General features: G+C 62.0%; 15 protein-coding genes. 7 read left to right on the top strand and 8 right to left on the bottom strand.

Features of this window, described 5'->3' with window-relative positions; genetic code table 11:
* Positions 1-147 precede the first annotated feature (147 nt).
* Positions 148-4,458 carry a DEAD/DEAH box helicase gene (locus tag M5C01_RS30835; RefSeq protein ID WP_152742141.1) on the top strand — a complete coding sequence of 1,437 codons (4,311 nt, stop codon included), beginning with the start codon at positions 148-150 and terminating at the stop codon, positions 4,456-4,458.
* Positions 4,459-4,464: 6 nt separating this feature from the next.
* Here M5C01_RS30835 and M5C01_RS30830 read toward each other — a convergent pair whose 3' ends face one another.
* Positions 4,465-6,555, bottom strand: coding sequence for a mechanosensitive ion channel domain-containing protein (locus tag M5C01_RS30830; RefSeq protein WP_248764450.1), 2,091 nt, complete (start codon positions 6,553-6,555; stop codon positions 4,465-4,467).
* Positions 6,556-6,764: 209 nt separating this feature from the next.
* Here M5C01_RS30830 and M5C01_RS30825 point away from each other — a divergent pair, with 209 nt between their 5' ends.
* Positions 6,765-7,976 carry an MFS transporter gene (locus tag M5C01_RS30825; RefSeq protein WP_103495543.1) on the top strand — a complete coding sequence of 404 codons (1,212 nt, stop codon included), beginning with the start codon at positions 6,765-6,767 and terminating at the stop codon, positions 7,974-7,976.
* Between the two features lie 181 nt (positions 7,977-8,157).
* On the opposite strand, the gene M5C01_RS30820 is transcribed toward M5C01_RS30825, so the two are convergent.
* A complete protein-coding gene (locus M5C01_RS30820; protein WP_100944373.1) occupies positions 8,158-8,361 on the bottom strand; it encodes a 4-oxalocrotonate tautomerase family protein in 204 nt (67 codons plus the stop codon).
* Between the two features lie 122 nt (positions 8,362-8,483).
* Between M5C01_RS30820 and M5C01_RS30815 the strand changes: the two genes are divergently transcribed.
* The gene (locus M5C01_RS30815) at positions 8,484-9,407 is read left to right on the top strand and encodes a LysR family transcriptional regulator (protein ID WP_152742143.1); all 924 of its coding nucleotides are present in this window, start codon (positions 8,484-8,486) and stop codon (positions 9,405-9,407) included.
* 60 nt (positions 9,408-9,467) lie between these two features.
* Here M5C01_RS30815 and M5C01_RS30810 read toward each other — a convergent pair whose 3' ends face one another.
* Positions 9,468-10,964 carry an amino acid racemase gene (locus tag M5C01_RS30810; RefSeq protein ID WP_152742144.1) on the bottom strand — a complete coding sequence of 499 codons (1,497 nt, stop codon included), beginning with the start codon at positions 10,962-10,964 and terminating at the stop codon, positions 9,468-9,470.
* Between the two features lie 11 nt (positions 10,965-10,975).
* Positions 10,976-12,280, bottom strand: coding sequence for a dicarboxylate/amino acid:cation symporter (locus tag M5C01_RS30805; protein ID WP_152742145.1), 1,305 nt, complete (start codon positions 12,278-12,280; stop codon positions 10,976-10,978).
* 355 nt (positions 12,281-12,635) lie between these two features.
* On the opposite strand from M5C01_RS30805, the gene M5C01_RS30800 reads away from it, so the two are divergent.
* From M5C01_RS30800 to M5C01_RS30790, 3 genes are all read left to right on the top strand, one after another.
* Positions 12,636-13,553 (top strand): LysR substrate-binding domain-containing protein, encoded by a 918-nt coding sequence (locus M5C01_RS30800; RefSeq protein WP_152742146.1) that lies wholly within the window; start codon positions 12,636-12,638, stop codon positions 13,551-13,553.
* A gap of 414 nt (positions 13,554-13,967) precedes the next feature.
* A complete protein-coding gene (locus tag M5C01_RS30795; RefSeq protein ID WP_152742147.1) occupies positions 13,968-14,246 on the top strand; it encodes a DUF3077 domain-containing protein in 279 nt (92 codons plus the stop codon).
* A gap of 394 nt (positions 14,247-14,640) precedes the next feature.
* Positions 14,641-15,096 carry a type II toxin-antitoxin system PemK/MazF family toxin gene (locus M5C01_RS30790; RefSeq protein ID WP_152742148.1) on the top strand — a complete coding sequence of 152 codons (456 nt, stop codon included), beginning with the start codon at positions 14,641-14,643 and terminating at the stop codon, positions 15,094-15,096.
* A 528-nt stretch (positions 15,097-15,624) separates the two neighbouring features.
* Here the strand turns inward: M5C01_RS30790 and M5C01_RS30785 are convergent.
* Both M5C01_RS30785 and M5C01_RS30780 read right to left on the bottom strand, forming a co-directional pair.
* Positions 15,625-16,149: a single-stranded DNA-binding protein gene (locus M5C01_RS30785; RefSeq protein ID WP_152742149.1), complete on the bottom strand. Its 525-nt coding sequence runs from the start codon at positions 16,147-16,149 to the stop codon at positions 15,625-15,627.
* Positions 16,150-16,158: 9 nt separating this feature from the next.
* Positions 16,159-17,556: an MFS transporter gene (locus M5C01_RS30780; RefSeq protein ID WP_103495388.1), complete on the bottom strand. Its 1,398-nt coding sequence runs from the start codon at positions 17,554-17,556 to the stop codon at positions 16,159-16,161.
* Positions 17,557-17,733: 177 nt separating this feature from the next.
* Between M5C01_RS30780 and uvrA the strand changes: the two genes are divergently transcribed.
* On the top strand, positions 17,734-20,568 hold the full coding sequence (uvrA, locus tag M5C01_RS30775; protein ID WP_152742150.1) for an excinuclease ABC subunit UvrA: 2,835 nt from the start codon (positions 17,734-17,736) through the stop codon (positions 20,566-20,568).
* Between the two features lie 72 nt (positions 20,569-20,640).
* On the opposite strand, the gene bfr is transcribed toward uvrA, so the two are convergent.
* Positions 20,641-21,105 (bottom strand): bacterioferritin, encoded by a 465-nt coding sequence (gene bfr, locus M5C01_RS30770; protein ID WP_103495386.1) that lies wholly within the window; start codon positions 21,103-21,105, stop codon positions 20,641-20,643.
* Between the two features lie 156 nt (positions 21,106-21,261).
* Positions 21,262-22,710 carry a catalase gene (locus M5C01_RS30765; protein ID WP_103495385.1) on the bottom strand — a complete coding sequence of 483 codons (1,449 nt, stop codon included), beginning with the start codon at positions 22,708-22,710 and terminating at the stop codon, positions 21,262-21,264.
* Positions 22,711-22,874 lie beyond the last annotated feature (164 nt).

The following is a 22,874-nucleotide window of genomic DNA, read 5'->3' as shown; positions in this document are numbered from 1 at the left end:
GGTGATTGGCGGCCAGCTTGTAGCCGACCGCTGGCAATAGCCAGAATCCTTGCATTTTGCGGGTTTTGCGCGCAACCGTCACGGATAAAGTGCCAGAGAGCGCCCATCGGCTTGCAACTTGGGCCGGACGACCGCATAAATAAACCCATGAATCTTCCCGAATCGGCCCATGACGCCCTGGCGGGTTTCCACCCGGCCGTCAGCGCCTGGTTTCGCAATACCTTCCCGGACGTCACCGCCGCCCAGGCCCGTGCCTGGCCGTTGATCCGCCAGCGCCGCTCGACGCTGGTCGCCGCGCCCACCGGCTCCGGCAAGACCCTGACCGCCTTTCTCGCGGTGATCGACGATCTGGTGCACCGGGGCCTGGCCCAGGGCGGCGCACTGCCGGACGAAACCCTGGTCGTCTATGTCTCGCCGCTCAAGGCGCTGTCCAACGACATCCGTATCAACCTGCAGGATCCACTGGCGGGCATCACCGCACAGCTCGAACTGCTGGGCCTGCCGTCGTTATCAATCACCACCGCGGTGCGCACCGGCGACACCCCACAGAACGAACGCACGCGCCTGCGCAAGACCGCGCCGCACATCCTGGTGACCACGCCGGAATCACTCTACGTGCTGCTTGGCTCCGATTCCGGCCGGCGCATGTTGAGCACTGTGCGTACGGTGATCGTCGACGAGATCCACGCCATCGCATCCAGCAAGCGCGGCAGCCACCTGGCCCTGAGCCTGGAACGGTTGCAGGCATTGTGTGGCGAATCCTTGCTGCGTATCGGCCTGTCGGCCACGCAAAAGCCCATCGATGCGGTGTCGCGCTTTCTGGTGGGCACCGGTCGCACCTGTGAAATCATCGATATCGGCCATGCCCGTCCCCGGGACCTGGGGGTCGAGGTCCCCCCCGTGCCGCTGACGGCGGTGATGGCCAACGATGTCTGGGAACTGGTCTACGAACGCCTCGCCGAACTGGCCCGGCAGCACCGCACCACGCTGATTTTCGTCAATACCCGGCGCCTGGCCGAACGCCTGGCCCGGCACTTGAGCGAGCGCCTGGGCAAGGAGGCGGTGGCCGCCCACCATGGCAGCCTGGCCAAGGAACAGCGCCTGGATGCCGAACAACGGCTCAAGCGCGGCGAACTGCAGGTGCTGATCGCCACCGCCTCGCTGGAACTGGGGATCGATATCGGCGAGGTGGAACTGGTCTGCCAGATCGGCTCGCCACGCTCCATCGCGGCCTTTCTGCAACGGGTCGGACGCTCCGGCCACCAGGTCGGCGGCACGCCCAAGGGGCGGCTGTTCGCCACTTCGCGGGACGAACTGATCGAGTGCGCCGCCCTGCTCGACTGCGTGCGCCGGGGCGAACTGGACACCTTGCTGATCCCCCGCGCACCGCTGGACGTACTGGCCCAGCAGATCGTCGCCGAGGTCAGTTGCCAGGAATGGCAGGAACAGCCGCTGCTGGAACTGATCCGCCGCGCCGCGCCCTATGCCGAGCTGGACGAGGCCCACTATCAGGCGCTGCTGCGGATGCTCGCCGAAGGGTTCAACAGTCGCCAGGGTCTGCGCAGCGCCTATATTCACCGCGATGCCCTGAGCCAGAGCCTGCGTGGCCGCCGTGGCAGCCAACTGACCGCCCTCACCAGCGGCGGGACCATCCCGGACAACGCCGACTACAGCGTGCTGCTCGAACCCCAGGCCCTGAATATCGGCACGGTGCATGAGGACTTCGCGGTGGAAAGCATCGCCGGCGATGTGTTCCAGCTGGGCAACAGTTCCTATCGCATCCTGCGGGTCGAGACCGGCAAGGTGCGGGTCGAGGATGCCCACGGCCAGCCGCCGAGCATTCCGTTCTGGCTCGGCGAGGCACCGGGGCGCAGTGCCGAGCTGTCCTTCGCCGTGGCGCGCCTGCAGGCCCATCTGGATAAATTGCTGGGCACCACACCGGGAGACTTGCAGCCAAGCCTCGACTGGCTGCGCCAGACCCTCGGCCTGGACCCGGCCAGCGCCGAACAGATCGTCGAGTACCTGGCCCGCGCCCGGCAAAGCCTCGGTGCCCTGCCCTCGCAGGATACCCTGATCATGGAGCGTTTCTTCGACGAGTCCGGCGGCACCCAGTTGGTGATCCACACACCGTTCGGCAGCCGGATCAACCGCGCCTGGGGCCTGGCCTTGCGCAAGCGTTTCTGCCGCACCTTCAACTTCGAATTGCAGGCTGCCGCCAGCGAAGACGCCATCGTGCTGTCGCTGTCCACCAGCCACAGCTTTGCCCTCGACGAAGTCTGGCGTTACCTCAACAGCCGCACGGCCGAACACATCCTGATCCAGGCCGTGCTCGACGCCCCTTTATTTGGCGTGCGCTGGCGCTGGAATGCCGGGGTCGCGCTGGCGCTGCCGCGTTTTGTCGGCGGACGCAAGGTGGCGCCGCAGATCCAGCGGATGAAAAGCGAAGACCTGACCGCCTGCGTCTTCCCGGACCAGATCGCCTGCCTGGAAAACCTTGCCGGCGAGCGCGAGATTCCCGACCACCCGCTGGTGGAACAGACCCTCGACGACTGCCTGCACGAGGCCATGGACTGCGAAGGCTGGCTGGCCCTGTTGCGGCGCATGGAGGCCGGCGACGTGCGGCTGATCGCCCGCGACCTGCCGGCGCCCTCGCCCCTGGCGGCGGAAATTCTCAGCGCCCGGCCGTACACTTTTCTCGACGATGCACCGCTGGAAGAGCGTCGCACCCAGGCCGTGCTGAACCGTCGCTGGAGCGATCCCACCAGCACCGACGACCTCGGCGCCTTGGATGCCGAAGCCATCCGGGCCGTGGCCGAGGAAGCCTGGCCCGCACCGAACGGCGAGGATGAAATGCATGAGGCGTTGATGAGCCTGGCCGCGATCACCGACGCCGAAGCCCAGGCCAATCCCTCGTGGTCAGCCTGGCTGGCGGCGCTCGCGGTACAAGGTCGCGCCACACGTTTGCAAGTCGATAAATCCCACGCACTGTGGACCGCCCTGGAACGCCTGACCTGCCTGCAAGCACTTTATCCACAGGCGTTGCGGCACCCGCCCTTGCAACCGCCAGTGGGTTTCGATCAGCCGTGGGAGGCCGATGAGGCTGCCGTCGAGGTGGTCCGCGCCCGCCTCAGTGGTTTTTCCCCGCTGACGCTGCCCGAGATCGCCGAGCCCCTGGCGCTCTCCAGCGCCACACTGACCCAGGCCCTGGCGAAGCTGGAAAGCGAAGGTTATGTGCTGCGGGGTCAGTTCAGTCCGGGGGCACCTCGGGAACAGTGGTGCGAACGTCACCTGCTGGCGCGCATCCACCGTTACACGGTCAAGCGTTTGCGCCGGGAAATCGAGCCAGTGGCGGTGCAGGACTTCATGCGTTTCCTGTTCGACTGGCAACACCTTTCCCCCGCCTGCCAGGGCCAGGGCAGCGCGGCCCTGGCGATGATCGTCAGCCAGTTCGAAGGCTACCCGGTTGCCGCCGGGGCCTGGGACAGCGATGTGCTGGCCGCGCGGATCAAGGAGTATTCGCCGGGCTGGCTGGATGAGTTGTGTCGCTCGGGCAAGCTGGTCTGGGCCCGCCTCAGTGCCCGTGGCAAAAGCGCCAGCGCGGCCTCGCGCAGTACGCCGGTGGTGTTGCTGCCCCGAGGCCAGGTCGCGCTGTGGAGCAGCCTGGCGGAACAGACGGCGGTGGAAGAGTTGTCGCCGCGCACGCAAAAGGTTCATGCCGCGCTGACGCAACAGGGCGCGCTGTTTTTCGACGAGTTGCTGCACGAGGCGCATCTGCTGCCTACCGAGCTGGAATCCGCCTTGCAGGAGTTGGTCGGCGCCGGTTGGGTAAATGCCGACAGCTTTGCCGGTTTGCGGGCACTGATCACTCCGGCCAGCAAACGCCAGGCCCGCAGTACTCGGCGTGGGCGTGGGGCGTTTGTCGGCGGGATGGACGATGCCGGACGCTGGGCCTTGCTGCGGCGCTCCGCGGTAGTCGTGCCGACGGGTGGTCAAGTGCCAGCCGAAACCCTGGAACATATCGCCATGACCTTGCTGCGGCGTTACGGCGTGGTGTTCTGGCGCTTGCTGGAGCGTGAGGCGGACTGGTTACCGAGTTGGCGGGAATTGCTGCGTACCTTTCATCGATTGGAAGCCCGCGGCGAGATTCGTGGTGGGCGTTTTATCAGCGGTCTGGCAGGTGAGCAGTTTGCCTTGCCAGAGGCGATTCCGTTGTTGCGCGAAGTGCGTCGGCGCCCGGCGGACGGTAGCCTGATCACGGTGTGCGGCGCCGATCCGTTGAACCTGGCGGGGACCTTGCTGCCGGGCGCCAAGGTGCCGGCGCTGGCGGGGAATCGCCTGGTGTATCGCGACGGTGTTCCGGCTGCGGCAGAGATCGCCGGGCAGCAGTCATATTGGCTGGAACTGGATCAGGTGGCCGCCGCCGAAGTCCGAAAAAAACTGACCCAGTACCGTCTCTGAAAACGCCTACACGGCCCCTGGGGGCGTGGGCTCTTGCTCTACCGTCTGCCCCCTCGGCGCCAGCATCACCGGCTGTGGATAAGTCTGCGCGAAATGCACCCACGGACTCTGGTCCACCAGCTTCTTCAGCCGCTCGTTGAACGCCCGGTTCACGCTGTACTGGCCGCCCGAGATCGTGCGGAACTGCGCCGTCAGCACCACGCCGTTGAGGTCCATGCGATCGATCCCGAACACCTCCAGCGAACCTTGCAGGTTGAACTTGAGCAGGGCGTCCTCGCTGATCGAGCGCCCGGCCTCGCGAATCAACTCGGTGGCCTTGTCGACATCGGTGTCATAGGTGAACTGCACCGAGAAAAACGCAAAGGCGAATTGCCGAGATTGATTGGTCACCGCCTTGATCTGGCCGAACGGCACCGAGTGCACGAACCCCTTGCCGTCACGCAGACGCAAGGTGCGAATGGTCAGGCCCTCCACCGTACCGGCATGACCGGAATCGAGCACCACCCAGTCGCCGATGGACAGGGTGTCCTCGATGATGATGAACAGCCCGGTGATCACGTCCTGGACCAACTGCTGGGAACCGAAACCGATGGCCAGCCCCACCACCCCGGCACCGGCCAGCAACGGCGCGACATTGATCCCCAAGTTGGCCAGGGTGGTGATCGCACCGATCACCAGCAGGATCACTTTCAACGCATTGCGCAGCAGCGGCAGGATGGTTTTCGCCCGCATGCTCGGCTGGCGCGAAGCGCGGCGGTTGATCGGCGGTTTGAGGGATTCCTGGATCGCGGTGTCGAGCACCACCCAGAGCAACCAGGTTGCCAGCAGGATCAGGCCGATACGGCTGAGGGAATCGCTGATGGCCCGGCCCACGCTGTTCTGCTCGGCGAATTCATACAACGAAAAACCCCAGATCCGCCCCAGCAGTTCGATAAAGCCCACCGCCAGGGCGATACGCAGCACAGCGTGTAGCACGCTGAGCAAGCGTTCCTTGTACACACTGCTGCGCTGGATCGACGCCATCCCACGAGCCTTGAACAGGTGTTGGAACACGGTGCTGAGAAACACCGTGGCAATCAGCAGCACGGTGGTCAGCAAGGCGCAGCGCAAGGCTTTCTGGCTGTCTTCGCCGGCACCGATCAGGTTGACCGTCGAGACCAGCACCATCAACAGGATCGGCCAGTACCAGAGCCCGGAAAAGATCCGCAGCGACTCCTGCAGCGCCGGTTGCTTCAGGCGCTGGCTCAACGGGCGATTGCGGATCAGGTGCGCCACCGGTCGCCGCAACCTGAAGACCAGCACGCCGAACAGGATGGAGGCGAACAGGGCAGTGAACACCGCAACGCTGCTGGTGATATTGCTGCCCAGTTGCAGGGCGATCTGCGGGCTGGTCAGGGCATCACTCAAGGCGGCCAGGAAACCGATCGCAAACAGCTGCCGCGGACTGTCCGCGCAAATGATCCGCACGGCCTGGCGCTTGTGGCCGAAGTTGAACAGCACCGTCAGGCAAAGCAGGGCCGCACTGGTGAAAATGCCGCTGCTGGTGGCGTAGGTCAGGCACAACGCCAGCGCCCGTCCCGCCGAGGCCGGCAGGAAGTGACCGACATAGAGGGTGAATGGCAGGGAGAGCAACGCCGGCAACAGGTAAGGCAAGGCATAACCGAGCACGGACTGACTGCGCTCACGGGGCTGCAACCAGCGGTGCCGGTTGATGCGGCGGGCGGCGAAACGCCCCGCCTTGACCAGGGCCGCGAAGCTGGCGAGCCAGGCGACCGATAACAACAGGAAGTCGCCGGCCACGCCCCAGGGCGAACGCTCGCGGGTCTGGCTGACCAGTTGCCCCATCTCGTCGGCCGCGCGATCGGCCCGCAGGCGCCAGGCGTCGAGCAGGTGACCGTTGAGGTCAAGCTGGTTCTGCGCGTCATCGATGCTGGAGCTGAGGGTGCCGAGCAGTCCGCCCTGTACCAGCACATCGGGTTTGGCGGGTGTGCTGGAGGGAGGGCTGGCAGGCAGCGGCAGCGCCGTGGCGGCACCCACCCCGCCGCTGGCGCACAAGAGCAACAGGGTCAGCAGTAGCGTCGTATTGAATCGGGACAAAACCAGGCACCTCATCAGCCATCTCTGTAAGAGACTGAGTGCCAATGGGGCGGCAAAGTTCGTTTGTTCGTCCCGATAGGTATTTGGACGGTTCGATATCGTATGAATATTTGCCTACAGATCAAATATGTTGTGCCTTTACCTGTATTTTTCCGCACAAGTGAAACCCCGACACTGCGCTCCTGATCAAACCTACCGGAGTTGCAGCCATGCCCATTGCCTTGCTGGCGCTGACCCTCAGCGCCTTTGCCATCGGGACGACCGAGTTCGTCATCGTTGGCCTGTTACCCACCATCGGCGCCGACCTCGGTGTCGACCTGCCTTCCGCCGGCCTGCTGGTCAGCCTCTATGCCCTGGGTGTCGCCATCGGCGCCCCGGTGCTGACCGCCCTCACCGGCAAGGTCCCGCGCAAACTCCTGCTGTTGTCGCTGATGGTACTGTTCACCCTCGGCAACCTGCTGGCCTGGCAAGCGCCGAGCTACGAGTCGCTGATCCTCGCGCGCATCGTCACCGGCCTGGCCCACGGGGTGTTTTTCTCCATCGGTTCGACCATCGCCACCAGCCTGGTGCCGAAGGAAAAGGCCGCCAGTGCGATCGCCATCATGTTCACCGGCCTGACCGTGGCCCTGGTCACCGGCGTACCCCTGGGGACTTTTATCGGCCAGCATTTCGGTTGGCGCGAAACCTTTCTCGCCGTGTCCGCCCTGGGTGTGATCGCCTTTATCGGCAGCCTGATCTATGTGCCGAAGAACATCACACACAACAAGCCGGCCTCACTGCTGCAACAACTGCAAGTGTTGAAGCAACCGCGTCTGCTGCTGGTGTATGCGATGACCGCCGCCGGTTATGGCGGCACCTTTATCGCCTTTACCTTTCTGGCGCCGATCCTTCAGGACATCTCCGGCTTTCAGCCCGGCACCGTCAGCCTGGTACTGCTGGTCTACGGTGTCTCGGTGGCGGTGGGTAATATCTGGGGCGGGAAACTGGCGGACAAACGCGGTCCCATTGGCGCGCTGAAGCTGATCTTCCTGCTGCTGGCGGTCGTGCTGTTCGTGCTGACCTTCACCGCCGGCAATCCCTGGTTGGTCCTGCTGACCGTGCTGGCCTGGGGCGCGGTGGCCTTCGGCAATGTGCCGGGCCTGCAGATCTATGTAGTGCGCCAGGCCGAACATCACACGCCTCATGCGGTGGATGTAGCTTCGGGCCTGAATATCGCCGCCTTCAACCTCGGCATTGCCGGCGGGGCCTGGATCGGTGGCCTGATCGTCGCCAACCTGGGCCTGATCCATACCACCTGGATTGGCGGATTGGTGGTGCTGGTGGCCCTGGCACTGACAGCCTGGAGCGGTCGGCTGGATCGACTGGGGCCGGTGTATGCCGAGCCTGCAGAAGGTTCGGCGCGGGTGGTAGCTGGCCACTGAACTCACCTTGGAAACACGCTCCCTTGTAGGAGCCTGGCTTGCCAGCGAAGAGGCCTTCAAGATCGCCAAAAGCTTCGCGGCGATGCGGCGTCCCGACAAGCCCTGCTCCTACAGACCGTGGTTAACCACGTCCTGATGCTCGGCAGACGCGAATCGGTTCGCCCCCCTATTGGACCCGATTTTATTCCTTGGACTTGCGGTGCTCCGTGACGCTCAAGCCGGCATGCCCCCAGTTATCGGTATCCACTTCCTCGATCACGATATGGGTCACCTCCGGCGGTTTACCGAGCACCCGTTGCAGAGTCTCGGTGATTTCGGCGATGACCTGGGCTTTCTGCTCGCGGGTCACGCCCTCACGGGTAATACGAACGCTGACAAAAGGCATGCTGTGCTCCAGTGGTTGAAAGAAGGTTTGGCGACGCGCTGGTGGAACTCACTTTATTGCCCCACACTCATTTGATAAATACGGATGCCCGTACCTCATTTGATCCCCCAGTGTAATCAATCATGCAACGACAGTTCGACGACCTCATGCTCGGCAGCATCGAGCTGTTTTGCCTGGCGGCCGAGGCCGGCAACTTCACCGCCGCCGCCCAGGTGGCCGGGGTCACGCCGGCGGCGGTGAGTCGCTCGGTGTCGCGCATGGAAGAACGCCTCGGCGTGCGGCTGTTTACCCGTACCACCCGCAGCGTGCGCCTGACCGAGGGCGGCCGCAGCTACTTCGAACAATGCAAGCAGGCCCTGACCCAACTGACCGAAGCGCAACGGGAAGTCATGGGCAAGCAACAGGAACCGGCCGGCACCTTGCGCATCAGCATCCCGACACCCTACGCCCACCACCGCATCCTGCCATTGCTACCGGCCTTTCGTAAGCGCTATCCGGCGGTGAAGGTCGAGGTGCATATCAGCAACCGCAATATCGACTTCGTCGAAGAAGGCTACGACCTGGCGATCCGCGTGCGGGTGCTGCCTGATTCGGGGCTGATTGCACGACATCTGGAAGACGCCGCGCTGGTGGTGATCGCCACGCCTGAATACCTGCAACGAGCCGGTACACCACAAACGCTGGAAGACCTGCCACAGCACGAGTGCATCCAGTTCGAACTGCCCAGCAGCGGTCGGCGGATTGCCTGGTTGTTCAAGGATGCCGAGGGCAAGGAGCGGGAGCTGCTGGCCGAGAGCAGCTACTGCTGCTCCGATGATGTATTGGGCGGAGTGACACTGGCGAAGAACGGTGCCGGGTTGTTCCAGACCTATCGTTTCATTGTCGAAAAGGAACTGGCCGACGGCTCGCTGGTGGAAGTGCTCCACCCCTTCGCTGGCCGCTCGCGGCCGTTCACCCTGCTCTACCCCCATGGTCGACATGTGCCGTTGCGGTTGAAGGCGTTTGTCGATTTTCTGCTGGAGTATCGGGAGCGCTGGAGCGCCTGAGGCCTGCAGATAACACCCAACGCGACCCATTGTAGGAGGCGGCTTGCCGGCGATAGCATTTCAGCCGCGATAGGTTATCCGTGCAGATCGGCTCGAGGTCGCCAGGCTGACACAGCGCAGCGCCAGAACGGAGGTCGGGTCCACCAGCGCCACACGGTGACCGCGCACTTGGAAGTCGTCGCAATGGCTGAGCACCAGGGGCAACTCCGTGCAGCCGAGGATAATCACCTCGGCGCCCAGCTCACACAGGTGCTCGACCGCCAGCAGCAACTGCTCCTTGCACAGGCCATCGGTGAACCCGGCCTTGATGCCACGCTCGCCATAAATCGCGCTCATCACCAGCTCCTGATAATCGAAGCCGGGAATCAGCAGGGGCAAGCCGGCGTGGCGGGCAGCCTGGTGGTAGACCTGGCTTTGCACCGTGCCCGAGGTGGCGAGCAGGCCGATATGCTTGCCACTGCCGTGCTGGCGGGCAATCGCCTCGACGGTTTCACTGAGCATATTGATGATCGGCACCCGCAAATAAGGCTGGAGCCGCTCGACGAAGGCATGGGCGGTGTTGCACGGAATCGCGATAGCCTGCGCGCCGGCACTTTCCAGGCGCTTGCAGGTGGCGTAGAGCGCCAGGGTCGGGTCGGCCTCATCGAACAGCAGGTTGGCCGTGCGGTCCGGAATCTGCGGATTCTGCTCCACCACCATTTTGATATGGTCCTGGTCGCGTCCCGCCGGGGTGTGACGGACCACCTTGGCCATAAAGTCCACGGTGGCCGCCGGACCGACACCGCCGACGACTCCCAGTTTGAATGGCGCATGTGGCGGCTCATCGTCGGCAGTGGTCACGGCGGCGGCATAGATCTCGTTGATGTCGAGCACCCTCAGGCCGCGCCGCTGCAAATCGGCGCAAACCAGCGAAAGCTCGGTCAACCCCGGAACGATCAGATTCGCGCCCAGTTCCTGTAGCGACAGGCTAGCTTGGTACACACCTTCCAGCGGAACACCTTGCAGATAGCCGTCCTTGATGCCGTTGAGACCATACATGGCGTCCATCAGGCCGCGTTGATCCGATTCGGGGGGATAGACCAGCTGGAAATCCCCGCCCAGATAGCGCTCGAACAAACCGGAGTGACGCACATAGTCCGAGGCCAGAACGCCCAGTCGCGTGCCCGGCTCGGCGATCCGGCGAATGTGTTCGGCCAGGGCCGCCATCAGGTCGAGGACCGGAATCCCCAGTTCCTGCTGGATCTCTTCACGGAACGTCTGGCTGGCGAAACACGGCAGCACTACCGCGTCGATCCCACCCGCCTCGAATGACTGGCAGACCCGGAACACATAGAACTTGCGCGCGGTCATGCTCGCCTCGCGGTCCAGGGGCAGCAGCACGTCCTTGAACGGATGCTGTTCGAAGAGGAAGTGATAGCGCCCCTGGTCCGCCAGCACCGCCCTGGACTTGACCAGTTTGAAGAACAGATCGCCGCCGGCCAGGGAGCCGAGGCCGCCGACGATGCCCAGCTTGCGGGCGACTGGCGGCGTTTCGGATTTTTTGCCTTGGGTGTTCATGGTCGAGGTTCTCAAACCGTGGTCGCTGGGGTACGCGTCAACGCGACGGAATGGGCGACGGGCAACTCGTCCTGCTGCTCCTCGGACTCATATTCCTGTTCGGCGCGGGCAACCACTGCGGTCGCGATACTGTTGCCCACCACATTGGTCGCGGTTCGCGCCATGTCGAGGAACTGGTCGATACCGATGATCAGCAACAGGCCGGCTTCAGGCAGATTGAACATCGGCAAAGTCGCAGCCACCACCACGACCGAAGCCCGGGCGACACCGGCCATGCCTTTGCTGGTGACCATCAGCGTCAGCAGAATCAGCAACTGCTGGGTGAAACTCAGCTCGATGTTGTAGGCCTGGGCGATAAACAGGATGGCAAAGGATTGATACATCATCGAGCCGTCGAGGTTGAACGAGTAACCCAGGGGCAGGACGAAGCTGGAGACACGTTTCGGTGCGCCGAACTTCTCCAGGGCCTCCATGGTTTTCGGGTAGGCGGACTCACTGCTGGCGGTGGAAAACGCCAACAGTATCGGCTCCTTGATCAGCTTGCCGAGGGTGAACACCGAACGCCCGAGAAACAGGTAACCGGCGCCGAACAACACCGCCCAGAGAATGGCTATACCCAGGTAGAACTCGGCGATCAGCTTGCCGTAGTCCAGCAACAGGCCGAGGCCTTCGGTGGTGATTGCACTGGCAATGGCGGCGAACACGCCAATGGGCGCGAAGGCCATGACGTAGTCGGTGATCTTGAACATCACCTTGGCCAGTTCATCCACCAGGCTGGTGATGCGGGTAAAACCGGCCTGCTTGAGCCCCGCCAGGGCGAAACCGAAGAACAGCGAGAACACCACGATCTGCAGGATTTCGTTGTTGGCCATGGCCTCGGCAATGCTGCGCGGGAACACATGGCTGACAAACACCTTGAGGCTGAAATCGCCGGTATTCACCACCTGGGCCGCAACCGCAACGTGATCGACGTGCAGGTTCATCCCGGCGCCGGGCAGGAACAGGTTGACCAGCAGCATGCCGATCAGCAGGGAGATCAGCGACGCGCTGATAAACCAGGCCATGGCGCGGGTACCGATACGCCCCACCGAGCGTGAGCTGCCGAGGCTGGCGATACCGCCCACCAGGGTGGCGAACACCAGGGGCGCGATAATCATCTTGATCATTCGCAGGAAGATATCGGTGACCATCGAGAAGTAGGCGGCGATGTCCTTGGCCGACTTGGCGTCCGCCGCGAAGTGATGGCACAGCCAGCCGACCAGGACCCCGGCGGCGATGCCGATGGCGATATGACGGGGTAATCTGTTTTTGCTCATGGTGTTTCCCTCAAGTCTGTTGTCGGTTTTTTTGCTTGGCAGGAAAAGAATCGTCGGCCCGGCCGCTCTGCGGCGCCGCGCCCAAATGCATAACTCACAAACACCTCGGTCCTGTAGGAGCAGGGCTTGCCCGCGAAGCTTTTGGCGGCCTCAAGAACGCCTTCGCGGGCAATCGAGCGTCGACCGGCCGTTCCTACAGGTTCCGTGTCCATGGCCCGATTCTAGGGTGAGCCCGCCCAGCAGATGATGAGTAATCGCCATCACCCGATGCGCTTTTGGAATAGTTATGAAAAATCCGGAGAAGCCCGACAGGCACTGACGTAGACTCGTGATCACCGCGACCAAGGTGGGCAGCATGCAAATCAAGTGGCTGGACGATCTGCTCGCGATCGAGCAACACAAGAATTTTTCCCGGGCCGCCGAAGTTCGCTGCGTCACCCAGTCGGCGCTGTCCCGGCGTATCCGCTCGCTGGAAGACTGGGTCGGCGCGCAGCTGGTCGACCGCGGCACCTACCCGGTACAACTGACTCAAGCCGGCCAACTGTTCTGCGAACAAGGCCGCGAGGCGCTGGCGGCGCTGCTGGAATTGCGCTCAACCTTGCGCCAGGACGAAAAAATGCCTGGGCGTTCGATTCAGATCACGGCAGGCCACAGCCTGTCGATCACCTTCCTGCCCAAATGGCTGGCGCAATTTCAAAAGCACCACGAGCCGTTCAACGTGCGGGTGGTCGCGGCGAATATCCACGACGCGGTGATTGCCCTGGCGGAAGGCAATTGCGACCTGATGATCGTTTACCACCACCCCCAGGCGCCGATCCTGATCGACGCTGACAAGTTCGCCAGCCTGCCCCTGGGCCGGGACGCCTTCCTGCCGTTCTGTGCACCGGACCGTAGTGGTAAACCTCTGTATCGACTGCCCGGAAAGGCTGGAAAACCGGTCCCCTACCTGGCCTACACCGCCACGACCTTTCTCGGGCGCGTGGCCGACCTGATCCTCAAGAACGCGGCCACGCCTTGCGAACTGACCCGTTGCTACGAGGCCGACATGACCATGCTGCTGATGCAGATGGCCATCGAAGGGTATGGAGTGGCCTGGCTACCGCAGAGCGCCGCTGCGCCAGCCGTGGATAACGGGCAACTGGTGAAAGCCGGGGGCAATGAATGGAACACCGGTCTGGAGATTCGCGCTTATTGTTCGCTGGCCAATCAGAACCCGACCATGCGCGAGTTGTGGGAAACCTTGGGCAAGGCTTCGCGGGAAGTGGGTGAGTAGAAGATCACTGAACAACCCTCTATGCCAGTTGAAACTTTTCGACTTAAATACCCCCCGCCAGTCACATTGCAGCTCCTCATCGTGCGCGCTACCTTTTCCCTGTCGCTGCCAATTCAGCGGCCGGGCTTGGAAACCCGAATTGAGGGTATAGGCGCACCAGCGCCCCAACCACGATGGCAGGCGCTGTTTCTTTGTCTGCAATGTCGTGCAATGGCGGCTGTGCGTGGGAGGACTTCGGTCCTGCCGGGACCTATACCCCCGGTTTTCCAACCTGCGTACAGCTGCCACCCACTCGCTTGGAAACGAACGTGGCGGCTATTTCCCCAGGTATAGGAGTTAGCGCATGGACGGTTTCACTCAAGCAAAGACTTACCTTCAAACAGCCAGCACCCTGGCCCATGCCGGAGGTGTCCAATGACCAATCCCCCACCAAACAAAACACTCGGCGTCATCACCTTCTCCCAGTGCGGCTCCCAAGGTCGTGAACTATTTCGCGTAAACCCTGGCGTTCCCATTCTGGAAGCCATGGAGCACGCGTCCCTCCTGCTCTACTGCGCCAAAGCACTCTCCCTCGATGCTGCCCTGGAAAGCGATGGCGAACGTTATGCCTGGGCTTCGCATTACCTGGGCGAGATGGGCAAGGCGGTCATCGATGATTTGACGCAGGGAATGTTGCGCGGGGCGTCGGTGTAAGCGGGTAATAACAGGCAATAAAAAAGCCCGTGACATTAATAGCCACGGGCTTTTGACTAGCGCTTTCGCCACGTGTCGCATACCTAGTGGGCACCTCCACAAGGGCTGCCCAGAGCCTTGGCACCATAAAGCCACCGCCAGGGAGCGCTACGTGTCAAAACCCCACGCCCCAGTCGCATCGTCGGTCTATACAAAGGATCTTCATCAAGACGACTTCATTCTGCACCCAGAGACTGAGCATCAGAGTTTTGGCTACGCACCAGAAATGTATCGCCCCGGGCATCACGGGTTGCGCAACACCGAACGGTACCCAGTTGCAGATCCAGCTTCGCTCAGACAGCGTGGAGCTGGAGCATCATGTCGATCTGGCGGTGCCCCATGTTAAGGACCGTTGATGGCTATTAGATTTGAACCCAAGATAGGGCAGATTCTGGAGTGCAACTATGGGGACTACCAGTACGATGAAGACGGTGACATAGCTTTCAAGAGCTACGACTATCGCTTGAAGCCAGAAATGATCAAGAACCGTTTGGTTGTCGTGCTAAATGCGCGGATTGACCCTAATGCCTGCATAGTCGTGCCGCTGTCGACAACAAAGGACATGGGGAAGCTCAGCCGTGGTTTGCATGTCGAGCTGGGGAGCGAGCTGATAGACGAGCTGCCTTACTTTAAGCAACAAACCAGGTGGGCAAAAGCCGACCTCATTGAACAGGTCAGCAAACAACGCCTCTTCAAGCCCAGGGCTATGCGTGGGCACCTGGAGCAGGTGCTATCCCGGGAGGTGGTGACTCTCATTCAGAAAGCCGTAATAAAAGCTGTAAACGCTGGGGCATTGCTCAAAGAAAATTGACATGCGCGTCAACCAGCCATAGAATTTTTCACGTAGCCCTTGAGGCACTTGAGTTTTATCCCCCTAGAGGGACCTGCAAAGCCCGGTTAACAACCGGGCTTTTGCCTTTCTGAGAATCGTGTTTCTGTTCCGGTGGCGACCTTGCGGACTCCATCGTCGGCAACCCGGCTCACGCAGGGACGGTATTCGGCCTTAGCTGAATGGCATTAGCCCGTCGGGCGCCTTTTAGAAAAGTCTAGAGGGCTGGTAGTCGCAGCGCTTACTTAGCTAGTCTCAAGAGACTGGGTCGCAAGCCAACCGTTGTTGCCTGGTTGCCGCTACCGCAGGATGGTGACGTCCTGCAATCCGCACTGTCGGTCCATAGACACCGTGACACCGAACAGCAATGCTCTTATTGAGCCCTCGTTGGTAGATTAGCAACAGCTAACCATTTGATCAATCCCCGGCACTTGCGGGTCTTACTAACGAGAAGCCCCCGCAGGGCGAGGGCTTCAAAGAGACACTTTACAAGAAAGTCTCTGGTGTTCGTCAGAACGGAATATCGTCATCAAAGCTGTCGAAATCCGGAGCCGGCTGCGGTGCGGCCTGCTGTGGTGCCGGGCGCGATTGCTGCGGGGCCGACTGCTGTGGGCGCGACTGCTGCGGACGCGGAGCCTGTTGGCGTGGCGCGGACTGGTCGTAGCCGCCGCCTTGTTGGTCGCCCTGTTGTGGACGGCCACCCAGCAGCTGCATGGTGCCCTGCATGTCGACGATGATTTCAGTGGTGTAGCGCTTGATGCCGTCTTTTTCCCACTCGCGGGTCTGCAACTTGCCTTCGATGTAGACCTGCGAACCTTTACGCAGGTACTCGCCGGCAATCTCGGCGACCTTGCCGAACATCGACACACGGTGCCACTCGGTCTTCTCGACCTTCTGACCAGTCTGCTTGTCGGTCCACTGTTCGCTGGTCGCCAGACTCAGGTTGGTCACGGCGTTGCCGTTAGGCAGGAAGCGAACCTCAGGATCCTGGCCGCACGTGCCGACCAATATGACTTTGTTAACCCCACGGGCCATAACGTTCTCCTAGGCTTCGCACGCTTGGGGCGCCGGTTCATTGACCAGGCGCTCAAGGGTCGTGCGATCCAACAATTCGGTGTCCAATTTGATGTAAATGGCAGCCTCTTCGGCCACCATGACTGCATCGGTTACCCCTACGATCGCCTTGAGGCGCTCGACCAGACCGGCTTCGCGGATCGCTTCAGGCGATAACGGCACGCGCAGGCTCGTCACATAGGGTGGTTCGCGCATGGTAACAGCAAAGGCCAGCCAGAGTGCAGCCAGACCGGCGCATCCAAGGAAAACCGCCGACAAACCGCCATGCTGGAACATCCAGCCGCCCATGATCCCGCCGAGCGCGGAGCCGAGGAACTGGCTGGTGGAATACACCCCCATCGCCGTGCCCTTGCCGCCCGCCGGTGAAACCTTGCTGATCAACGACGGCAAGGAAGCTTCCAGCAGATTGAACGCGGTGAAGAACACCACGGTACCAATCACCAGCGCCCGCAAACTGTCGCCGAACTCCCAGAAGAATAGCTCAGTGAGCATCAAGGTCGTCACGGCGCCGAGTAAAACTCGTTTCATTTTGCGTTTTTTCTCGCCATAGATGATGAACGGGATCATGGCGAAGAAGGAAATCAGCAGCGCGGTCAGGTACACCCACCAGTGCTGCTCCTTGGGCAACCCGGCTTTTTCCACCAGGGCCAGGGGCAAGGCGACAAAGCTGGACATCAGCATCGCGTGCAGGACGAAGATCCCCAGGTCCAGGCGCAGCAGGTCAGGATGCTTGAGGGTCGGCAACAACGCCTTACGGGCCACGCCGGACTCACGGTGCTGCAACGGCCCCGTGGAGTGCGGGACCATGAAGGCGATGATCAGGATCCCCAGCAGCGCCATGCCGCCAGTGGCCAGGAACAGGCCGGACAGACCGAAGGCGCGGGTCAGCAAGGGGCCGACCACCATCGCCACGGCGAACGACAGACCAATGGTCATGCCGATCATCGCCATGGCCTTGGTCCGGTGCTGCTCGCGGGTCAGGTCCGAGAGCAGCGCCATGACCGCCGCGGAAATCGCCCCGGCACCTTGCAGGATCCGGCCGGCGATCACGCCCCAGATCGAATCGGCGTTGGCCGCCAGCAAGCTGCCCAGGGCGAAGACCACCAGCCCGAGGTAGATCACCGGGCGTCGGCCGATGCGATCGGAAATGATCCCGAAGGGAATCTGGAATACCGCCTGGGTCAGGCCATAGGCGCCGATGGCCAGGCCGATCAGGGCCGGTGTCGCCCCCGCGAGATCCATCCCGTAAGTAGCCAGAACCGGCAACACCATGAACATGCCAAGCATACGGAAAGCGAACACCAGGGCCAGGCCGCTTGCCGCGCGGGTCTCGCTGCCACTCATGCGTTCGCTGTGGGGATCGTGCATGGAAAAACCTCGTGTGAACCGGCGGCGATTCTACCAGTCCCATCGATAGAGGGGATACATGGCGACGCTTTGTCGCGAGCTGTCATGCAAGACTGAAATACTGTCGGCCGATAGTGTGCATCCATCCAGTATTTAGCCTTATACTCTTGCGTTTACCGCCCGCCGTGCGAGGCCATCTTGGACAAGATCCTGATTCGTGGGGCTCGAACCCACAACCTGAAGAACATCGACCTGACCCTGCCCCGGGACAAGCTGATCGTGATCACCGGCTTGTCCGGGTCCGGCAAGTCGTCCCTGGCCTTCGACACCTTATACGCCGAAGGGCAACGCCGTTACGTGGAATCACTGTCGGCCTATGCCCGGCAATTCCTCTCGATGATGGAAAAACCCGACGTCGACACCATCGAAGGCCTGTCGCCGGCGATCTCCATCGAGCAGAAGTCGACGTCGCATAACCCGCGTTCGACGGTCGGTACCATCACCGAGATCTACGACTACCTGCGTCTGCTGTATGCCCGCGTAGGCACCCCGCGCTGCCCGGACCACGATATCCCGCTGGAGGCCCAGACCGTCAGCCAGATGGTCGACCTGGTGCTGGCCCAGCCCGAAGGCGCCAAGCTGATGCTGCTGGCGCCGGTGATCCGTGAGCGCAAGGGCGAGCACCTGTCGGTGTTCGAAGAGCTGCGGGCGCAAGGTTTTGTCCGCGCCCGGGTCAATGGTCGGCTCTGCGAGCTGGACGAAGTGCCCAAGCTCGACAAGCAGAAGAAGCATTCCATCGATGTGGTGGTCGACCGCTTCAAGGTTCGTGGCGACCTGCAACAACGCCTGGCCGAGTCCTTCGAGACCGCGCTGAAGCTGGCGGACGGCATCGCCCTGGTAGCACCGATGGACGACGAACCCGGCGAGGAGATGATCTTCTCCGCGCGCTTCGCCTGTCCGATCTGCGGTCATGCCATCAGCGAGCTGGAACCCAAGCTGTTCTCCTTCAACAACCCGGCCGGCGCCTGTCCGACCTGTGACGGCCTGGGGGTGAAGCAGTTCTTCGACACCAAGCGCCTGGTCAATGGCGAACTGACTCTGGCCGAAGGAGCGATACGCGGCTGGGACCGACGCAATGTCTATTACTTCCAGATGCTCGGGTCGCTGGCGTCCCATTACGGCTTCAGCCTGGAAGTACCGTTCAACACGCTGCCGGCGGACCAGCAGAAGCTGCTCCTGCAAGGCAGCGGCAGCCAGAACGTCGACTTCAAGTACCTCAACGACCGAGGCGATATCGTCAAGCGCTCCCACCCGTTCGAAGGCATCGTGCCGAACCTGGAGCGGCGTTACCGCGAAACCGAATCGGCCACCGTGCGCGAAGAGCTGGCCAAGTTCCTCAGCACCCAGCCCTGCCCGGATTGCCGTGGCACCCGTCTGCGTCGCGAGGCGCGGCACGTGTGGGTGGGCGAGAAGACCCTGCCGGCCGTGACCAACCTGCCGATCGGCGATGCCTGCGAATACTTCGGCGTGCTGAAGCTGACCGGCCGCCGCGGGGAAATCGCCGACAAGATTCTCAAGGAAATCCGTGAGCGCCTGCAGTTCCTGGTCAACGTCGGCCTGGATTATCTGTCCCTGGATCGTAGCGCCGACACCCTGTCCGGTGGCGAAGCGCAGCGCATTCGCCTGGCCAGCCAGATTGGCGCCGGCCTCGTGGGGGTGTTGTACATCCTCGATGAACCGTCCATCGGTTTGCACCAGCGGGACAACGACCGCCTGCTCGGCACCCTGAAGCACCTGCGCGACATCGGCAACACAGTGATCGTGGTCGAGCACGATGAAGACGCGATTCGCCTGGCCGATTATGTGGTCGACATCGGCCCGGGTGCAGGCGTGCATGGCGGCCATATCGTCGCCGAAGGCACACCGGCCGAGGTCATGGCCCACCCTGACTCGTTGACCGGCAAGTATTTGTCCGGCCGGGTGAAGATCGAAGTACCAGCCAAGCGCACACCGCGTAACAAGAAGCAGGTGTTGACGCTCAAGGGCGCTCGCGGCAACAACTTGCGCAACGTCGACCTGGAGATCCCGTTGGGTCTGCTGACCTGCGTGACCGGCGTGTCCGGTTCCGGCAAGTCGACGCTGATCAACAACACCCTGTTCCCCCTGAGTTCTACCGCGCTGAACGGCGCGACGACGCTGGAAGCCGCGGCCCACGACAGCATCAACGGCCTGCAACACCTGGACAAGGTGGTGGATATCGACCAGAGCCCCATCGGTCGTACCCCGCGTTCGAACCCGGCCACCTACACCGGCCTGTTCACGCCGATCCGCGAGCTGTTCGCTGGCGTACCGGAGTCCCGTTCACGGGGTTACGGTCCGGGGCGTTTCTCGTTCAACGTCAAGGGAGGGCGCTGCGAAGCCTGCCAGGGCGATGGCCTGATCAAGGTGGAAATGCACTTCCTGCCGGACATCTATGTGCCGTGCGACGTGTGCAAGAGCAAGCGCTACAACCGCGAAACCCTCGAGATCAAGTACAAGGGCAAGAGCATCCACGAGGTGCTGGAGATGACCATCGAGGAGGCGCGGGAGTTCTTCGACGCGGTGCCGGCCCTGGCGCGCAAGCTGCAGACGCTGATGGATGTGGGCCTGTCGTATATCAAGCTGGGGCAGTCGGCAACCACCCTGTCCGGCGGCGAGGCGCAGCGGGTCAAGCTGTCCCGCGAACTGTCCAAGCGCGATACCGGCAAGACCCTGTATATCCTCGACGAGCCGACCACCGGCCTGCACTTCGCGGATATCCAGCAACTGCTGGACGTGCTGCACCGCCTGCGCGACCACGGCAATACCGTGGTGGTGATCGAGCACAACCTGGATGTGATCAAGACCGCCGACTGGTTGGTGGATCTTGGGCCTGAAGGCGGCTCCAAGGGCGGGCAGATCATTGCCGTTGGCACGCCGGAGCAAGTGGCGGAGATGTCGCAGTCTCACACCGGGCATTACCTGAAGCCGCTGTTGCTGCGCGATCGGGCGTAAACCGGCGGAATGAAAAAGCCCCTGTCATTGAATGATGACAGGGGCTTTTTTGTGGTCGCTGAAATCGCTGTCTCAGAACTGCGATTGCAGGTAATTCTGCAACCCGATGGACTTGATCAGCCCCAACTGCTTCTCCAGCCAGTAGGTGTGATCTTCCTCGGTATCGGCCAACTGCTGGCGCAGGATCTCGCGGGTGACGTAATCCTTGTGCACTTCACAGAGCTCGATGCCCTTGCACAGCGCGGCACGCACCTTGTACTCCAGGCGCAGGTCGGCGGCGAACATGTCAGGCACCGTGGTACCGATGTCCAGGTCGTCCGGGCGCATGCGTGGCGTGCCTTCCAGCATCAGGATCCGGCGCATCAGCGCATCGGCGTGTTGTGCCTCTTCTTCCATTTCGTGATTGATGCGCTCGTAGAGCTTGCTGAAGCCCCAGTCCTCGTACATCCGCGAATGGATGAAATACTGATCACGTGCCGCCAGCTCACCGGTCAGCAACGTGTTGAGGTAATCGACTACGACCTGGTTACCTTGCATAGCCCTACATCTCCCTGCTTGAAAGGCTGTATTTTGAACCAAGCTGACTGCAAGGTCACTGGAAAAACGCAAACAAAGTGAAGATTTTCCGAGAAAAGCAGCCTAAAAAACGCAAAAACCGCCCTGAGTGAGGGCGGTTCTGCTTCTCGTTTAGACTTAGTTCAGCACTACGCCCAAGGCCTTGGCGATGCCTTCGCCGTAAGCCGGATCAGCCTTGAAGAAGTGCTGCAACTGACGCTCGACCACATCGCTGGAAACACCCGACATCGCACCGGCTATATTGCTGATCAGCAGCGCTTTCTGCTCGGCGCTCATCAGCCGGAACAAGGCACCGGCATGGCTGTAGTAGTCGGTATCTTCGCGGTGATCGTAACGATCCGCCGCACCACTGAGGGCCAAGGCCGGCTCAGCGTAGCGAGGAGCCTGTTTGGGCGCGTCGACGTAGCTGTTGGGCTCGTAGTTCGGCGCGGCGCCACCGTTGCTGCCAAAGGCCATGGAGCCGTCACGCTGGTAGCTGTTGACCGGGCTGCGTGGGGCGTTCACCGGCAGTTGCTGGTGATTGGTGCCGACACGGTAGCGGTGGGCATCCGCATAGGCGAAGACACGCCCTTGCAGCATGCGGTCCGGCGACAGGCCAACACCCGGCACCATATTGCTCGGAGCGAAAGCGGCCTGCTCGACTTCAGCGAAGTAGTTCAGCGGATTGCGGTTGAGCTCCAGCTCGCCGACTTCGATCAACGGGAACTCTTTCTGCGACCAGGTCTTGGTCACGTCGAAGGGGTTCTCGTGATGCGCCGCGGCCTGAGCCTCGGTCATGATCTGGATGCACACGCTCCATTTCGGGAAATCGCCGCGTTCGATGGCGCCGAACAGATCACGCTGGGCGTAGTCAGGATCGGTACCCGCCAGGCGTGCCGCCTCGGCCGGTGCCAGGTTCTTGATGCCCTGCTTGGTCTTGTAGTGCCATTTCACCCAGTGACGCTCGCCCTTGGCGTTGATCAGGCTGTAGGTGTGGCTGCCGAAGCCGTGCATATGACGGTAGCCGTCCGGGATCCCGCGGTCCGAGAACAGGATGGTGACCTGGTGCAACGCCTCGGGCGAGTGCGACCAGAAGTCCCACATCATCTGCGCGCTTTTCAGGTTGCTTTGCGGCAGGCGTTTCTGGGTGTGGATAAAGTCGGGGAATTTCAGCGGATCGCGGATAAAGAACACCGGCGTGTTGTTGCCGACGATGTCCCAGTTGCCTTCCTCGGTGTAGAACTTCAGGGCGAAACCCCGTGGATCGCGCTCGGTGTCAGCCGAACCGCGTTCGCCACCCACGGTGGAGAAGCGCAGGAAGGTCGGGGTCTGCTTGCCCACGGACTCGAACAGCTTGGCGCTGGTGTACTGGGTGATGTCCTTGGAAACGGTGAAGGTCCCGTAGGCACCCGAGCCCTTGGCGTGTACACGGCGCTCAGGGATGTTTTCGCGGTTGAAGTGGGCGAGCTTCTCGATCAGGTGAAAGTCGTCGAGCAGCAGCGGGCCGCGAGGGCCGGCGGAACGGGAATTCTGGTTGTCCGCAACGGGCGCGCCGCTGGCGGTGGTCAGCGTTTTATTCTGGCTCATGCTTGTCCTTCCTCTCTCGGTCTTGGTGCTGCCGGCTAATCGGCTGAGAGGGAGTATTGACCATCAATATGACGGGGACAAATTCATTAAGTAATTGTCACCCATAGAAATACGCTATCGAACGACATTTACTTGATAGCAGACAACAAAAAACCGGGCACTAG

This window comes from Pseudomonas sp. MWU12-2319, assembly GCF_023242525.1.
Classification (GTDB): domain Bacteria; phylum Pseudomonadota; class Gammaproteobacteria; order Pseudomonadales; family Pseudomonadaceae; genus Aquipseudomonas; species Aquipseudomonas gingeri_D.
Note: the sequence above shows the minus strand (reverse complement) of the source record. Positions and strands in the feature narration are given on the sequence as shown.

What these genes read in the sequence shown, in the direction of transcription:
- M5C01_RS30835 (WP_152742141.1), top strand. Translation starts at nt 148, where the DNA reads ATGAATCTTCCCGAATCGGCCCATGACGCCCTGGCGGGTTTCCACCCG.
- M5C01_RS30825 (WP_103495543.1), top strand. Translation starts at nt 6,765, where the DNA reads ATGCCCATTGCCTTGCTGGCGCTGACCCTCAGCGCCTTTGCCATCGGG.
- M5C01_RS30820 (WP_100944373.1), bottom strand. Translation starts at nt 8,361, where the DNA reads ATGCCTTTTGTCAGCGTTCGTATTACCCGTGAGGGCGTGACCCGCGAG.
- M5C01_RS30815 (WP_152742143.1), top strand. Translation starts at nt 8,484, where the DNA reads ATGCAACGACAGTTCGACGACCTCATGCTCGGCAGCATCGAGCTGTTT.
- M5C01_RS30810 (WP_152742144.1), bottom strand. Translation starts at nt 10,964, where the DNA reads ATGAACACCCAAGGCAAAAAATCCGAAACGCCGCCAGTCGCCCGCAAG.
- M5C01_RS30805 (WP_152742145.1), bottom strand. Translation starts at nt 12,280, where the DNA reads ATGAGCAAAAACAGATTACCCCGTCATATCGCCATCGGCATCGCCGCC.
- M5C01_RS30800 (WP_152742146.1), top strand. Translation starts at nt 12,636, where the DNA reads ATGCAAATCAAGTGGCTGGACGATCTGCTCGCGATCGAGCAACACAAG.
- M5C01_RS30795 (WP_152742147.1), top strand. Translation starts at nt 13,968, where the DNA reads ATGACCAATCCCCCACCAAACAAAACACTCGGCGTCATCACCTTCTCC.
- M5C01_RS30790 (WP_152742148.1), top strand. Translation starts at nt 14,641, where the DNA reads ATGGCTATTAGATTTGAACCCAAGATAGGGCAGATTCTGGAGTGCAAC.
- M5C01_RS30785 (WP_152742149.1), bottom strand. Translation starts at nt 16,149, where the DNA reads ATGGCCCGTGGGGTTAACAAAGTCATATTGGTCGGCACGTGCGGCCAG.
- M5C01_RS30780 (WP_103495388.1), bottom strand. Translation starts at nt 17,556, where the DNA reads ATGCACGATCCCCACAGCGAACGCATGAGTGGCAGCGAGACCCGCGCG.
- bfr (WP_103495386.1), bottom strand. Translation starts at nt 21,105, where the DNA reads ATGCAAGGTAACCAGGTCGTAGTCGATTACCTCAACACGTTGCTGACC.
- M5C01_RS30765 (WP_103495385.1), bottom strand. Translation starts at nt 22,710, where the DNA reads ATGAGCCAGAATAAAACGCTGACCACCGCCAGCGGCGCGCCCGTTGCG.